At 67.6% G+C, this 14,568-nt stretch carries 15 protein-coding genes; 11 read left to right on the top strand and 4 right to left on the bottom strand.

Annotated elements, in window-relative coordinates; all coding sequences use genetic code 11:
• Window positions 1-20 precede the first annotated feature (20 nt).
• The 4 genes from IFT65_RS16045 to IFT65_RS16060 form a co-directional block, all read right to left on the bottom strand.
• Window positions 21-440, bottom strand: coding sequence for an NUDIX domain-containing protein (locus IFT65_RS16045; protein WP_192082332.1), 420 nt, complete (start codon window positions 438-440; stop codon window positions 21-23).
• Window positions 437-2,806 (bottom strand): S9 family peptidase, encoded by a 2,370-nt coding sequence (locus IFT65_RS16050; RefSeq protein ID WP_192082333.1) that lies wholly within the window; start codon window positions 2,804-2,806, stop codon window positions 437-439. Before IFT65_RS16050 ends, IFT65_RS16045 begins: the two co-directional genes overlap by 4 nt.
• A 403-nt stretch (window positions 2,807-3,209) precedes the next feature.
• Window positions 3,210-4,223, bottom strand: coding sequence for a cytochrome d ubiquinol oxidase subunit II (cydB, locus tag IFT65_RS16055; protein WP_188325413.1), 1,014 nt, complete (start codon window positions 4,221-4,223; stop codon window positions 3,210-3,212).
• 1 nt (window position 4,224) lies between these two features.
• Entirely contained in the window at window positions 4,225-5,622 is a 1,398-nt protein-coding gene (locus tag IFT65_RS16060; RefSeq protein WP_192082334.1) for a cytochrome ubiquinol oxidase subunit I, read from the bottom strand.
• 347 nt (window positions 5,623-5,969) lie between these two features.
• Between IFT65_RS16060 and IFT65_RS16065 the strand changes: the two genes are divergently transcribed.
• Genes IFT65_RS16065 through IFT65_RS16115 form a run of 11 tightly spaced genes read left to right on the top strand, consistent with a single transcriptional unit; the run spans window position 5,970 to window position 14,568 of the window.
• Complete coding sequence (locus IFT65_RS16065) at window positions 5,970-6,710, top strand: beta-ketoacyl synthase chain length factor (RefSeq protein WP_188325411.1); 741 nt, start codon at window positions 5,970-5,972, stop codon at window positions 6,708-6,710.
• Window positions 6,700-7,506 carry a lysophospholipid acyltransferase family protein gene (locus tag IFT65_RS18760; protein WP_342365901.1) on the top strand — a complete coding sequence of 269 codons (807 nt, stop codon included), beginning with the start codon at window positions 6,700-6,702 and terminating at the stop codon, window positions 7,504-7,506. Before IFT65_RS16065 ends, IFT65_RS18760 begins: the two co-directional genes overlap by 11 nt.
• Complete coding sequence (locus IFT65_RS18765) at window positions 7,493-7,750, top strand: phosphopantetheine-binding protein (RefSeq protein WP_188325409.1); 258 nt, start codon at window positions 7,493-7,495, stop codon at window positions 7,748-7,750. Before IFT65_RS18760 ends, IFT65_RS18765 begins: the two co-directional genes overlap by 14 nt.
• A gap of 17 nt (window positions 7,751-7,767) precedes the next feature.
• Window positions 7,768-8,025, top strand: coding sequence for an acyl carrier protein (locus tag IFT65_RS16080; protein ID WP_188325408.1), 258 nt, complete (start codon window positions 7,768-7,770; stop codon window positions 8,023-8,025).
• A gap of 22 nt (window positions 8,026-8,047) precedes the next feature.
• On the top strand, window positions 8,048-8,599 hold the full coding sequence (locus IFT65_RS16085; RefSeq protein ID WP_223202932.1) for a hypothetical protein: 552 nt from the start codon (window positions 8,048-8,050) through the stop codon (window positions 8,597-8,599).
• Window positions 8,592-10,298, top strand: coding sequence for an AMP-binding protein (locus tag IFT65_RS16090; RefSeq protein WP_192082336.1), 1,707 nt, complete (start codon window positions 8,592-8,594; stop codon window positions 10,296-10,298). The genes IFT65_RS16085 and IFT65_RS16090 overlap by 8 nt, the downstream gene beginning before the upstream one ends.
• Entirely contained in the window at window positions 10,288-11,058 is a 771-nt protein-coding gene (locus IFT65_RS16095; RefSeq protein WP_192082338.1) for a glycosyltransferase family 2 protein, read from the top strand. Before IFT65_RS16090 ends, IFT65_RS16095 begins: the two co-directional genes overlap by 11 nt.
• Complete coding sequence (locus tag IFT65_RS16100) at window positions 11,055-11,996, top strand: acyltransferase (RefSeq protein ID WP_192082404.1); 942 nt, start codon at window positions 11,055-11,057, stop codon at window positions 11,994-11,996. The genes IFT65_RS16095 and IFT65_RS16100 overlap by 4 nt, the downstream gene beginning before the upstream one ends.
• Window positions 11,986-13,536: an aromatic amino acid ammonia-lyase gene (locus IFT65_RS16105; protein WP_192082340.1), complete on the top strand. Its 1,551-nt coding sequence runs from the start codon at window positions 11,986-11,988 to the stop codon at window positions 13,534-13,536. Before IFT65_RS16100 ends, IFT65_RS16105 begins: the two co-directional genes overlap by 11 nt.
• Window positions 13,523-13,945, top strand: coding sequence for an acyl-CoA thioesterase (locus IFT65_RS16110; protein ID WP_192082342.1), 423 nt, complete (start codon window positions 13,523-13,525; stop codon window positions 13,943-13,945). Before IFT65_RS16105 ends, IFT65_RS16110 begins: the two co-directional genes overlap by 14 nt.
• A 20-nt stretch (window positions 13,946-13,965) precedes the next feature.
• Window positions 13,966-14,568 carry an outer membrane lipoprotein carrier protein LolA gene (locus IFT65_RS16115; protein WP_249405195.1) on the top strand — a complete coding sequence of 201 codons (603 nt, stop codon included), beginning with the start codon at window positions 13,966-13,968 and terminating at the stop codon, window positions 14,566-14,568.

The following is a 14,568-nucleotide window of genomic DNA, read 5'->3' on the forward strand; positions in this document are numbered from 1 at the left end:
CGGCAGGCGCGCGCTGGAAATCAGCGCGTGGCGAAGAGGGTACGTGCGGCGGGCAGGATATGGCCTTCGCTCAGTGCTGCCAAGCACACCCCGTGGGGTGGGTGCAGGGGAATCCAGATCAGCTCGGCGATCTCGGCCTGTGCGAGCGGCACGCCCTCCACACGGACCCACCAGACGTCGGCCTGTACACGCTGCCCGGGCTCGTTGACTGCCCACGCACTGAACTGGCCCAGCGCGATAGCGGAGTCGGCGAGCAGCTGCACGCCAAGTTCCTCGCGCAGTTCACGCGCCAGCGTCTGCAGCGGCGTCTCTCCCGGCTCCGGCTTTCCACCGGGCTGCATGAAGGCGGCGGCACCGTGCTTGCGCACCACCAGCACGTTGCCACGCCCATCATCGATCACCGCGGCGACGATCCGTATCGTCGCCGCGGCGGGGGTCACTTCACGTTCTCGTTGAACAGCTTGAGGATGCGCTTGTACTGGTCCAGCCACGAGTCGGCGCGGGTGTAGCCGTGGCGTTCGAGCGGATACGGTGCGATGGACCAGTTGTCCTTGTGCAGTTCGATCAGGCGCTGGCTCAGGTTCACCGAATCCTGGAAGAACACGTTGTCATCCATCATGCCGTGGCCGATCAGCAGGTGGTCCTGCAGGTTCTGCGCATATTCGATGGGCGAGGAAACGCGGTACGCCTCGGGGTCGATGTCCGGCGTATTGAGGATGTTGGCGGTGTACGCGTGGTTGTAGTTGTGCCAATCCACCACCGGGCGCAGCGCGGCACCGGCCTTGAACGTCCCCGGCGAACGGAACAGCGCCATGAAGGTCATGAAGCCGCCGTACGAACCGCCGTAGATGCCGGCGCGATCACGGTCGCCCTGCTGCTTTTCCACCAGCCAATCCAGCCCATCCTTGTAATCTTCCAGTTCCGGGTGGCCCATGTTGCGATAGATCGCCGTACGCCAGTCGCGGCCGTAACCTTCGCTGCCGCGGTAATCCATGTCCAGCACGATGTAGCCCTGCTGCACCAGCAGGTTATGGAACATCTGCTCACGGAAGTAGGCGGGGTAGCGCTGGTGCACGTTCTGCAGGTAGCCGGCACCGTGCACGAACATCACGATCGGATACTTCTTGCCGGGTTCCTTGTTCTCCGGCTCGTAGTACTTCGCCCAGACCACGCCGGCACCGTGCTGGGACGGCACCGCCACCAGCTTCGGCTGGATCCACTCACGTGCCTTGAACTCGGCGCTGCGGGTATCGGTCAGTACGCGCGGCTGGCCACCGCCGGCCGGCACCACGGCCAGCTGCGCAGGCAGGTAGGCTGCGGAGTAACGCACCAGCAGCTGCTGGCCATCCGGCGACACCGTGAAGTCTTCCACGCCGTTGAGGCTGGTCAGCTCGCGCACCTGGCGGCTGGCCACGTCCACGCTGCACACTTCGTAATCGTGCGGGGCCTGCTGGTTGCACAGGAAGTAGAACCCCTTGCCATCGGCGGACAGCGTCGGCGCGGAGGTCTCCCACTTGCCGCTGGTCAGTGCCTGCGGCTTGCCGTTGCCGGACTGGGTGTACAGGTGCGAGAAACCGGATGCTTCGGACAGCAGCCACAGCGTGCGGCCATCGGCCATCCAGCCGAAATCATTGAAGCCCCAGTTGATCCACGCCTCATCGGTCAGCCGGTCGCGGGTCTGCAGGCGGCCATCGGCAGCGGTCAGGCTGACGATCCAGCGGTCCTTGTTGTCGTTGGCGCGCAGCATGATCGCAACCTGCTGGCCATCCGCGCTCCAGCGGATGCCGCCACCCATGAAGTCGCTCATCACCTCCAGCGCACGGTTGCCCTTCAGCGCGTCCTTGCCCGCCTTCTTGCGCAGCGCAGCCAGCGGGTCGGTGCCGATGCCGGGAAGCGCATCCAGCGACACTTTTTCCACCTTGCCGCTACGCGCATCGACACGCCAGAGCGTATGCGGCTGCGGATCGTTGCGGCCGACGCGGGTGCGGGTGTCTTCGGTTTCCTCGTAACCGGATTCGGTCACATACAGCGGCATCTTGCTGGTGCGGCCTTCCTCGAAATCCTTCGGCTTGGTCACCACGAGCAGGTGCACCAGGTCCGGCGACAGCACGCTGTCGACGATCTCCACGTCGGCCCCGAGAAACACCGGGCCCGGCGCGCGGGTGCTGTCCGCTTCGCGCCAACGCTGGTCCTGTTCTTTCAGGGCTTCGCGCTGTTCGCGGTCGCGACGCAGGGTTTCCAGCGTACGCAGCTGCTGCTCGCGCAGGGTATCGGCCTTGGGGGGATCGGTCGGGTTTTTCTCTGCCTTCAGGCTGGCCACCTGGGCGACGCCGCTGGCGGCGGTCCAGTGGAACCAGTTCTGCCCGGTGCGCCAGATCACGCCGCCATCGACGGCGAAGTCGACGCCGGCGGCACGCTCGTTGCCACGGGTCAGCTGGGTCAGCGCGCCACTGCGCAGGTCACGGACGAACACATCGCCGTTGCGCACGAACGCCATGCGCGTGCGGCGGCTGTCGTAGATCGGGTTGGCGACGTCGAGGGTGCCGCGCTGGTCGTCAGCGACCTGCGTGGCCACGCCACCGGCAAGCGGCTGGCGGAAGGTGTCGCGGACCGCGCTGCCCTTGCGCTTGAGCTGGTATTCCACCTGCTGGCTGTTCCACGACCACCATGCCCGCTCGACCGGTGGTCCGATCCAGTCCGGATCGGCCATGGCCTGTTCGATGGTGATCGGGGTGGGCGCGGCGTACGCCGCCGGCGCAGCGAGTGCGGCGGACAACAACAGGGAAAGAGGCAGCACTCGGAACATGGGCGGACGGCACCAAGGATGGAAAACCGGCCAAGGGTAGCAGCCCGCTTCCCGCGGCGGCTGGCCCACAGGTCATGCCACCGCGGCAGGCAAAGCCTTCCTGCCGCCGGCACGGTAGCGCCGAGCCGTGCTCGGCGAGCGCGCAGCGCGGGCTGTGTCCGGCATCGCGGTGCCGGAGGGATTCCGCCGAGCGTGGCTCGGCGCTACAACGGGATGCTGCGAGCACGGTAGCGCTGAGCCGTGCTCGGCGAGCGCACAGCGCGGCCTGTGTCCGGCATTGCGGTCCCGGAGGGATTCCGCCGAGCGTGGCTCGGCGCTGCAACGGGATACTGCGAGCACGGTAGCGCCGAGCCACGCTCGGCGAGCGCGCAGCGCGGCCTGTGTCCGACAGCGCGATGCCGGGTCAGTGGTAGCCCGCGCCTGCTTCCACCTTGCCGCGGAACACGCGATACGACCACGCGGTGTACCCCAGAATCACCGGCAACAACACCACCAACCCGACCAGGCTGAAGCCCAACGACGAGGCGGGGGCGGCGGCATCCCACAGGGTCATCGTCGGCGGCAGCAGGTAGGGCCACATGCCCAGCACCAGCCCGGCAAAGCCGAGCACGAACAGCGCCATGCTGAGCAGGAAGGGCGGCAGGTCCCGCTTTGGATGGATGGCGCTGCGCCACAGTGCAAAAGCGACCCCGAGCGTCAGCAGCGGCACGGGGGACAGCCACCAGAAATTGCCGTCACTGAACCACCGTGCCATCAGGCGCGACTGCAGGAACGGAAGCCAGCAGCTGACCACGCCCATGGCCACGATCACGGCCACCACCAACGGCCGCGTCATCTTCCGTGCCAGTGCCTGCACCGGGCCATTGGTCTTCAACAGCAGCCAGGTACTGCCCAGCAGCGCGTACCCGGCGATCAAGGCGACGCCGGTGACCAGCGCGAACGGGCTCAACCAGCCGAACGCGCCGCCCTGGTAGACACCATCGACGATATCCAGTCCCTGCACCAAGGCCCCCAGGATCACGCCCTGCGCGAAGGTGGCCAGCACCGAGCCGACGGCAAACGCCACGCTCCACAGGCGCCGTGAACGGTGCGCCTTGAAGCGGAACTCGAACGCCACGCCGCGGAACACCAGCGCCATCACCAGCAGCAGCACCGGCAGGTACAACGCCGACAGCAGCGCAGAATAGGCCTTCGGGAACGCCGCCAGCAGACCCGCGCCGCCCAGCACCAGCCACGTTTCGTTGCCGTCCCAGATCGGCGCGGCGGTGTTCATCATCTGGTCCAGCTCGTCCTCGCTGTGGGCGAACGGGGCCAGGATGCCGATGCCCAGCACGAAGCCGTCCAGCAACACGTACATCAGCACGCCGAAGCCGATCACCGCGAACCATGCCACCGGCAGCCAGGTTGTCATCTCCATCTCAGCGCTCCTCCAGCGGTTCATCAGCGGCCGACAGCGGACGCGCCGGGGTATGGCTGCCACCATCAAGCGCCGGCCCGTCCTCGTACGGCCTGGGCCCTTGGCGCAGGATCTTCACCAGGTACCAGATGCCCCAGCCGAACACGAAGGCGTAGCCCACGATGTACACGCCGAGCGACAGCGCGGTCATCCACGCACTCTGTGGTCCCACCGCATCAGCAGTGCGCAGCAGCCCGTAGACCACCCATGGCTGGCGCCCCATTTCGGTGACGAACCACCCCGATACCAGGGCGATGAAGCCGGCCGGCAGCATCCAGTTCCAGCCCCGCAGCAGCCACGCAGACTGCAGCAGCTTGCCGCGCCACAGCGCGATGGCCGACAACCATGCCAGCACCAGCATCAGCGTGCCCAGCCCGACCATGATGCGGAAAGCAAAGAACACCGGCGTCACCGGCGGTCGCTCGCTGGCCGGGACCGACGTCAGGGGCTCGAAGGTGCCGTCCAGCGAATGGGTCAGGATGAAACTGCCCAAGCGCGGGATGGCCACCTCGAAATCGTTGCGCTCTTCCTTTTCGTTGGGCAGCGCGAACACCACCAGCGGCACGCCTTCGCCTTCCGCGCTCGGGTGCCAGTGCGCTTCCATGGCGGCGATCTTCATCGGCTGGTGTTTGAGCGTGTTGAGGCCGTGCATGTCGCCGACGAAGATCTGCGCAGGCACCGTGATCGCCGCGAAAATCACGGCGGCCACCAGCATGCGGCGGCCTTCCTCGACGTGCTTGCCACGCCGCAGGTACCAGGCACCGATGCCGCCGATCACGAAGCAGGTGGTGATGAACGAGCCCAGCGCCATGTGTGCGAGGCGGTAGGGGAATGAAGGATTGAACACCACCTGCCACCAGTCGCTGGGGTGCACGATGCCATTGACGATTTCATAGCCGGCCGGGGTGTGCAGCCAGCTGTTGGATGCCAGGATCCAGAACGTGGACACCAGCGTGCCCAGCGCCACCATGCAGGTGGAAAAGAAATGCAGGCGGGGAGATACACGGCCCCAGCCGAACATCATCACCCCGAGGAAGCTGGCCTCGAGGAAGAAGGCGGTCAGCACTTCGTAGGTCAGCAGCGGACCGATCACCGAGCCGGCGAACTGGGTCAGCCGCGGCCAGTTGGTGCCGAACTGGAAGGCCATGACGATGCCACTGACCACGCCCATGCCGAAGGACACGGCGAAGATCTTCTGCCAGAAGAAATAAAGTTCGCGCCAGATCGGATCGCGCGTGCGCAGCCAGCGCCACTCGATGAAGGCCAGCCAGCTGGCCGTGCCGATGGTGAAGGCGGGGAACAGCACGTGGAAACTGACCACGAATCCGAACTGGAAACGGGACAACAACAATGCGTCCAAGTGACGCCTCCTGCCGGGCGCGGGTGGGGATACCGGACCAGTCTGGGTGGGTTTCCGTTAAGAAGGGATGCGACCCGATGACGCTGTGCTTCACTTTGACGCAGGGGCAGGCGTCGCCATCGGCCTGCCTTCTTGCCGCTGCGCTCGCCGAGCATGGCTCGGCGCTACCGGGGGGCCAGCATCGCCGCGCATGCCGAAGGGGATCTCCGTGCAGGCCGACGGGGTAGCGCCGAGCCATGCTCGGCGAGCGCAGCGGTGCCGGAACCCGTCCGATCCGGGGCCCAGCCACCGTCTGCAGACAGCGGGCGTGCTAGCGTGCGCGGCTCCGTGTGACTGCCGCTTCCGCAATGATCGAGTTTTCCGTCGTCGACTGGGCCGCCTGGGCCCCGGGCCTGACTACCCGCAGTGACTGGCAGGCCTGGGCGCGGGCGCCGTGGCCGCCGGAAGGCGAGGGCACGCCGGGTCTCTCCGAAGTGCCCGCCATGCAGCGGCGGCGAATCGAGCGCCTGGGGCGGATGGCGATCCAGGCCGCGTGCTGGTGTGAGCCGGAACAGGGCGCGGACAGTACGGTGCCGTTGATCTTCGCCAGCCGCCACGGTGACGTGGAGCGGTCGATGGAGCTGCTGCGCTCGCTGGTGGCCGATGAGGCCCTGTCGCCCACCACCTTTGGTCTCTCGGTACACAACGCCATTGGTGCGCTGTATTCGATCACCCGCGGTCACCGCGGCAACAATCTGGCACTGGCCGCCGGCAAGGCGACGGTCGAAGCCGCTTGCCTGGAAGCCGTTGGCCTGCTGGCCGACGGCGCGGCAGAGGTGCGCATCATTGCCTACGATCCCCCGTTGCCTGAGCTGTATGCCGAGTTCATCGACGAGCCGGCGCCCTACTACGCCTGGTGCTGGCGGATCGCTGCGGCGTCGCCGGAGGGCACCCGACTGCGGCTGGCATGGCGGGGCGACACCGCCCAGGACGATCCGCCCGGCCCGTTGCCGCATGCGCTGGACCTGCATCGTTTCCTGCTGTCCGGCCAGCGCCACGATGAACGCGTGATCGATGGCCAGCGCTGGAGCTGGCAGCGTGTCGGCTGATCCCGGATCCGGCCTGTTCGGCCGGGCATGGCGGACGCTGGCCACCGGCTTCAGCTTCGCCCTGTTCGGCGTCGGTGGACTGATCGCCGGCATCCTGGTCGCGCCGGCTTTGCTGGTGCTGGTGCATCCCCCGGCACGTCGGCGCCGACTGGCCCGCACATGGGTGCAGCGCAGTTTCGCGCTGCACGTGGCGATCATGCGCGGCCTCGGCGTGATGACCTTCGAGGTCACCGGCGCCCACCGCTTGCAGCGCAAGGGTCTGCTGGTGCTCGCGAACCACCCCACCCTGATCGACGTGGTGCTGCTGGTGGCGCTGCTGCCGGACGCGGACTGCGTGGTCAAACGGGCGGTGGCGCGCAACCCGTTCATGCGCGGGACGGTCAGGGCCGCCGGCTACATCGTCAACGATGACGGGCCCGCCCTGGTGCAGGCCGGCATCGATGCCGTACGGGAGGGGGGCTGCCTGGTGATCTTCCCCGAAGGCACCCGCAGCACGCCGGGCCACCCCCTGCAGCTGCGCCGCGGGGCGGCCAACATCGCCGTGCGTGGCGGCCTGGACATCACCCCGGTACGGATCCGCTGTACCCCGCCGACGCTGGAAAAGGGAGGGAAATGGTATCGTGTGCCCCCGCGTCGCTTCCATGTCTCGCTGGAGGTCGGTGAGGACATTCCGATCGGTACGTTTGTCGACGACGTCGCTGTGGCAGGAGGGGAATCCCTGGCCGCGCGCCGCGTCACCGACCATCTCACCCGTTACTTCCAACCCTGTGGAGAGCTGCCCCGTGCAGGAACTTGAGCACGAGATCAAGGAGCTGATCATTTCCGCGTTGTCGCTGGAAGACATCTCCGCCAACGACATCGATACGACGGCGCCGCTGTTCGGCGAAGGCCTCGGCCTGGATTCGATCGATGCACTGGAACTGGGCCTGGCCCTGCAGAAGCAGTACGGCGTCAGCCTGTCTGCCGACTCCGAAGAAACCCGCCGCCATTTCGGCAGCGTGCAGGCGCTTGCCGCCTTCGTCGCCAGCAGCCGCGCGTGACCTTCTCTGGTATCGCCATGACCAAGACCGAACTGTTCGACCACATCGCCCAGCTGCTGACCGCCGGGTTCGAGATCGAGCCGGCGCTCATCGTGCCGGGTGCCCGCCTGCATGAAGACCTGGACATCGACAGCATCGACGCGGTGGACCTGATCGTGCAGCTGAAGCCACTGCTTGGCCGCAACCTGCAGCCCGATGCCTTCAAGGCCGTGCGCACCGTGCAGGACGTGGTCGATGTCGTTCATGGCCTGCTGCCCGACCAGGCCGCTGCCTGACCGCGCGCTGCGGACCGCCGCCGTGCCCTCCTTCCGCAAAGTCGCCTTCGTCGCCGTATCGCTGGCGTACCCGCTGCTGATGTACGCCGCGATGGGGCGCTTCGAGCCGCGCTGGCTGTCGTTGTTGCTGTTCGCGTTGGCCGTGTTGCGCGCGCTCGGCAGTCGTGAAGCGGTGTGGATGTGGGCCGCTGCGGGCACCGGGCTGCTGGCCGTGGTGGCGTTGCTGGGCAACCAGGCCTTGCCGCTGAAGCTGTATCCGGCCCTGGTCAATGCGGTGCTGTTGGCGGTGTTCCTGGCCAGCCTGCGTTGGCCACCGAGCATGGCCGAGCGCTTCGCGCGCATGCAGGAACCCCAGCTGCCCCCGTTTGCCATCGTCTACACCCGGCGGGTCACCCAGGTGTGGTGCGGTTTCTTCGTCATCAATGGCGGTCTGGCGCTGGCCACCGCGCTGTGGGCGTCCGATGCGACCTGGGCGCTGTACAACGGCCTGCTGGCCTATCTGCTGATGGGCGTGCTGCATGCGGTGGAGTGGACGGTGAGGCGCCGGGTGAAGGCGGCACATGGCCATGGCTGAGTGGATCCCGCTGCACCAGCTGCTGGGCCCGGCGCGGCCGGACCGCTGGATTGGCGGTGCCGGTGCGGATCGTATCGACCACGCCGGGCTGCTGGCCCGGGTGGCGGCGTGGCGGGTGGCGTTCTCGCAGGCGGGAGGACGCGACTGGGCCCTGTACTTCGATGACAGCCTGGCGTTCGCCGCTGCCCTGTTGGGCGCGTGGTCAGCGGGCAAGCGCGTGTACCTGCCTTCCGACAACCTGCCGGCCACGCTGCAGGCGCTGCGGCCGCAGGTCGACGGCGTTGCCGGTGACGTCGACCTGCACTGGCAACCGCTGGCCCCGTCTGCGGTGGGGGCCGATGCCATCGCGCCGGTCATGCTGGACGAACGCGCCTGCCGGCTGGTGGTGTTCACCTCCGGCAGCACCGGGGCGCCGGTCGCGATCGAGAAACGCCTGGACCAGCTGGCCTGCGAAGTGGGTGCGCTGGAGCAGGCCTTTGGTACGCTGCTGGAGGGTGCGCAGGTTCACGGCACCGTGTCACACCAACACATCTACGGCCTGCTGTTCCGGGTGTTGTGGCCCTTGTCGGCGGGTCGGGCGATCCTGCCACGGCGCTTCTTTCACGAAGACCTGGTGGCGGCGCTGTCGACCGGGCCGAGCGTGCTCGTTGCCACGCCTGCCCACCTGAAACGGCTGCCGGCGCAACTGGACTGGCGCGCTGCGCGCACGCACCTGCGCGCGGTGTTCTCCTCTGGTGGGCCGCTACCTGCGCAGGCGGCCGTCGATGTCCGCGCGCTGCTGGACCGTGTGCCGATCGAGGTGTTCGGCAGCAGTGAGACCGGCGGCATCGCCTGGCGTGGCGGTGATGCATCGACCAGCGCGTGGCAGCCGCTGCCGGGCGTGCAGTGGCGGATCGACGACGGCCAGTTGTCGGTTGCCTCCGCGCACCTGCCCGATGGCGGCTGGTGGCGCAGCGAGGATCGTGCCGAGGCTGACGCGCAGGGCGGCTTCCGCCTGTTGGGTCGCGCCGACCGCATCGTCAAGGTGGAAGAGCGACGTGTGTCGCTGGACGCGCTGGAACATGCGCTGCGCGCCCACCCCGCCGTCGCCGACGTCCGCGTGCTGTTGCTGCCGGGCCAACGCGAACAGCTGGCGGCCGTGGTGGTGCCGCGCGATACCCGCCTGCTGCAGGCTGACGAGGCCGGCCGCCGTGCCGCCGGCCGTCAGTTGTCCAACGCCCTTGCCGATGCCCACGACGCCGTCGCGCGGCCACGGCGCTGGCGCTTCGTCGATGCACTGCCCCTCAATGCGCAGGGCAAGACGACCCAGGCCGCCCTGCTGTCGTTGTTCCAGCCGGAGCAGCCGGAGCCGGTGGACCTGCCGCCGGTGCAGTGGCTGCAGCGTGGACCGGCCTCGGCCAGCGCGCAGTTGACCCTGCAACCCGACCTGCGTGCGTTCGATGGGCACTTCCCCGGGGTGCCGGTGCTGCCCGGAGTGGCCCAGGTCGACTGGGCGATCCGCTTGGCCCAGACGGTGTTCGCCCTGCCGGCGCGCTTCGTGCGTATCGACGCGCTGAAGTTCCAGCGGGTGGCGCGCCCGGGTGACACCCTCCTGCTGCAACTGGACTGGGACGCGTCGCGCCGTATGCTCGCATTCCGGTTCAGCTCCGGTCACGGCATCCATGCCAGTGGCAAAGTAGTGTTCGCCGATGCCGATTGAATCCCCGTCCGCTGCCATTGACCATGCCCTGCTGGTGGTGGTGCCGGTGTACGACCACGAACACGCCATCGTCGAGGTGGTGGCAGGCATCCGCGCTGCCGGCCTGCCTTGCCTGCTGGTCGATGACGGCTCGCACGACGCCTGTGCCGCCGTGCTGCGTGCGCTCAGCGCGGGCGATGGGGTGGGGTTGCTGCGGTTGCCGCGCAACGAAGGCAAGGGCGGCGCCATGCTGGCCGGCTTCCGCGAGGCATCACGGCTGGGCTACAGCCACGTGCTGCAGATCGATGCCGATGGCCAGCACGACACCAAGGAGCTCGAACGCTTCGTGGCCTTGTCGCAGGCGCATCCCCACGCCGTGATCTGTGGCATTCCGGCCTACGATGAAACGGTGCCGAAGATCCGCCTGTACGGCCGCTACGCCACCCATGTGTGGGTGTGGATCAACACGCTTTCGCTGCATCTGCGTGATTCGATGTGTGGCTTCCGGGTGTACCCGCTGCCGCCTGTCATCCGCCTGATGGCCGAGGAAACCATTGGCCGCCGCATGGATTTCGATACCGAGATCCTGGTGCGGCTGTATTGGCGTGACATCGCGGTGCTGCACCTGGCGACGCCGGTGACCTACCCACGCGACGGCGTTTCACATTTCGATGTATGGCGCGACAACATGCGTATCAGTGGCATGCACGCGCGGCTGTTCGGCGGCATGCTGCGGCGTGCGCCGCGATTGCTGCGTCGCCGCCTGCGAGGCACGCGCTGATGGCCGCCCGACCGGCGCCGCACTGGGCGGACATCGGCGAGCGCACATCCGTCAGCGGCGTGCTGCTGCTGTGCTGGGTGCACCGCTGGCTCGGACGCTGGCCCTACCGGATGGGCGCATGGCCAGCGGTGGCCTGCCACTGGCTGGGAAACGGCCTGGCGCGGCGTGCCTCGATGCAGTACCTGCAGCGCCTGCAGGCCCACACCGGGGCATTGGGCCACACGCCCGGCTGGCGTGACAGCCTGCGCCACTTCGCCCTGTTCGGCGACACCATGCTGGACAAGCTGCTGGCGCTGGGACGCCGTTATCCGGCGCAGCAGCTGCAGTTGCATGACAACGCGGCGCTGCAGCGCATCGGCCGTGCCGAAGGAGGCGTGTTCCTGACCGCGCACGTGGGCTGCCTGGAGCTGTGCCAGGTATTGGCCGAAAAAGTGCCGGGGCTGCACCTCACCGTGCTGGTCCACACCAAGCATGCGCAGCGCTTCAACAGCCTGTTGGCGCGCCTGGATCCGTTGGCATCGGTAGAACTGCTGCAGGTGACCGAGGTGGGCCCGGCAATGGCAATGGCGCTCGGTCGTCGGGTCGCCGCGGGTGGCTTCGTCGCCATCGTGGGTGACCGGGTGCCGGTAAACAGCGAGCGGGTGGCGCATGCCGATTTCCTGGGACACCGCGCGCCCTTCCCGGTGGGCGGCTATGTCATGGCGTCGGCGCTCGGTTGCCCGGTCTACACCCTGTCGTGCCTGCACCACGGCGACGGTTATCGCGTTCGCTTCGATCTGTTCGCGGAGCGCATCAGCCTGCCGCGCGGGGCACGCGACGCCGCACTGCAGGACTGCGCCCACCGCTATGCGCAGTGGCTGGAACAGCAGGTGACCCAGTCACCGCTGGATTGGTTCAACTTCTTTCCTTTCTGGGACCAGGCACCTGATGCCGACTGATCTTTCCCCTTCCTGCCACTTCGGCGCCGCTGCGCTGACCATCGAAGACGTGGTCGCGCTGGCCGACCGGCGTGTACGTGCCGAGCTCAGCGATGCACCGGCTTTCCGTGCGCGCATCCAGCGCGGTGCCGATTTCCTCGACCGCCTGCTGCGCGAGGACGGGGTCATCTATGGCGTCACCACCGGCTACGGCGACTCGTGCACGACGGTGATCCCGCCCTCGTTGGTCGCCGAGCTGCCGCATCACCTGTACACCTACCACGGCTGCGGGCTGGGTCGTTTCCTGGATGCACAGGAAACCCGGGCCGTCTTGGCGGCTCGCCTCGCCTCGCTGTCACAAGGCATGTCCGGCACCAGCGTGGCGCTGCTGGAAGGGCTCACTTCGCTGCTCCAGCACGACGTGCTGCCGCGCATCCCGGCGGAAGGATCGGTCGGCGCAAGCGGTGACTTGACCCCGCTGTCCTACGTGGCGGCCGTGCTGTGCGGGGAGCGCGACGTCCTGTTCGAAGGACGCGTGCAGCCTGCGGCCGAGGTGCTGCCGCGGATCGGCATGGTGCCGCTGCGGCTGCGACCGAAGGAAGGCCTGGCGTTGATGAATGGCACTGCGGTGATGACCGGGCTGGCCTGCCTGGCCTGGCACCGTGCCGACTATCTCAGCCGCCTGGCGACCCGCTTGACGGCATTCAACGTGTTGGCCAGTGATGGCAACGCCCATCATTTCGACGAGACCCTGTTCGCGGCCAAGCCGCATCCGGGCCAGGCACGCATCGCCGCCCGCCTGCGCGCGGACCTGCACAGCGAGCGGCCGCCGCGCAACGCGCAGCGACTGCAGGATCGCTATTCGTTGCGCTGTGCCCCGCATGTGATCGGCGTATTGGAGGATACGTTGCCGTTCCTGCGGCAGTTGATCGAGACCGAACTCAACAGCGCCAACGACAACCCGCTGATCGACCCGGACGAAGAGCGCGTGCTGCACGGTGGCCACTTCTATGGCGGCCACATCGCGCTGGCCATGGATACCTTGAAGAACACCGTGGCCAACATCGCCGACCTGCTGGACCGGCAGCTGGCGCTGCTGGTCGATGCACGCTACAGCCATGGCCTGCCGGCCAACCTGTCTGCCGCCACGGGGCCGCGCGCGGCCATCAACCACGGGCTGAAGGCGCTGCAGATCAGTGTCTCGGCGTGGACGGCCGAGGCGCTGAAAAATACCCTGCCTGCCTCGGTGTTCTCGCGTTCCACGGAATGCCACAACCAGGACAAGGTCAGCATGGGCACCATCGCCGCGCGTGACTGCCTGCGCGTGATCGAGTTGGTGGAGCAGGTGGTGGCGGCAATGCTGATCGCGGCGCGTCAGGCGGTGGCGCTGCGCCAGCGGGTCGGCCTGCAGGCGCAGCTGCAGGGTGCGCTGGATGCGATGAATACCGATCTCGTCGGGCGCATCGCGCTGGTCGAAGAAGATCGCGCGTTGGACGGCGAGCTGCGCCAGCTGCTGCAGGACATCCGCGGACGCGCGTGGGCGATCTATGCCGATGCATGATCTGACGGAAGAAATCGCCCTGTCGCCCGCGTTCCACGACTGCGACCCGATGCAGGTGGTCTGGCACGGAAACTATTTCAAGTACTTCGAGATCGCCCGCTGCGCGCTGCTGCAGCGGCATGATTACGACTACCCGCAGATGCAGGCGTCCGGCTTCCTGTGGCCGGTGGTGGACGCGCGGGTCAAGTACATCCGGCCGTTGCGTTTCCAGCAGGCGCTGCGCGTGGTGGCACGCATCGTGGAGTGGGAGAACCGCTTGAAGATCACCTACGAGATTTTCGATGCGCTCAGCGGTGAGCGCCTGACCCGCGCCCATACCATCCAGGTCGCCGTCGCCGCTGACAGCGGTGAGATGCAGTACCTGTGTCCCCCGATCCTGTGGCAGAAGCTGGGAGTACCCGCACCATGAAACTGTTCGCTCCGCTCCGCATGTTGGCGGTGGTGTCGCTGTGTCTGCTGGCGTCGGCAACCAGCGCGGCCGACGCGGTCATCGAATCGATCACCCGGGATGTCGCGCGTCCTGCCGTGCTGCGTGGCAGCTTCAGCCAGCAGAAGCAGGTGGCGGGATTCCGCAATCCATTGCAGTCGCAGGGGCGCTTCGTGGTGGCGCACCAGCGCGGTGTCATCTGGTCCACCCTGAAGCCGTTCCCCTCGGAGATGGTCATCACCGCCGACCGCATCCTCAGCCGGCAGGCCGATGGCAGTACCCGCGTGGAACTCGATGCACGCGAGCAGCCGGCAATGCGCTCGGTGAACGCCACGCTGTTCGCGCTGATGAGCGGCGACGTGCAGGCACTGTCCAGCCAGTTCAATGTCGATGCGCGGCGCGAGGGGGCGGGCTGGACGCTGCAGCTCACGCCGAAGTCGGCGATGCTGGCAAAGGCATTCACCTCGCTGCGGCTGCGCGGTGACCGCTACGTACGTGACGTGGAGATCGTGGAAGCGGGCAATGACCGCACCCTGATCACCTTCAGCGCATTGACCGAAATGCCGGCCACGCTGAGCGCTGAAGAGGCCGCGCGCCTTGACTGA

The organism is Stenotrophomonas sp. CFBP 13725, from assembly GCF_014841935.1.
In the GTDB taxonomy this organism is placed as follows: Bacteria; Pseudomonadota; Gammaproteobacteria; order Xanthomonadales; family Xanthomonadaceae; genus Stenotrophomonas.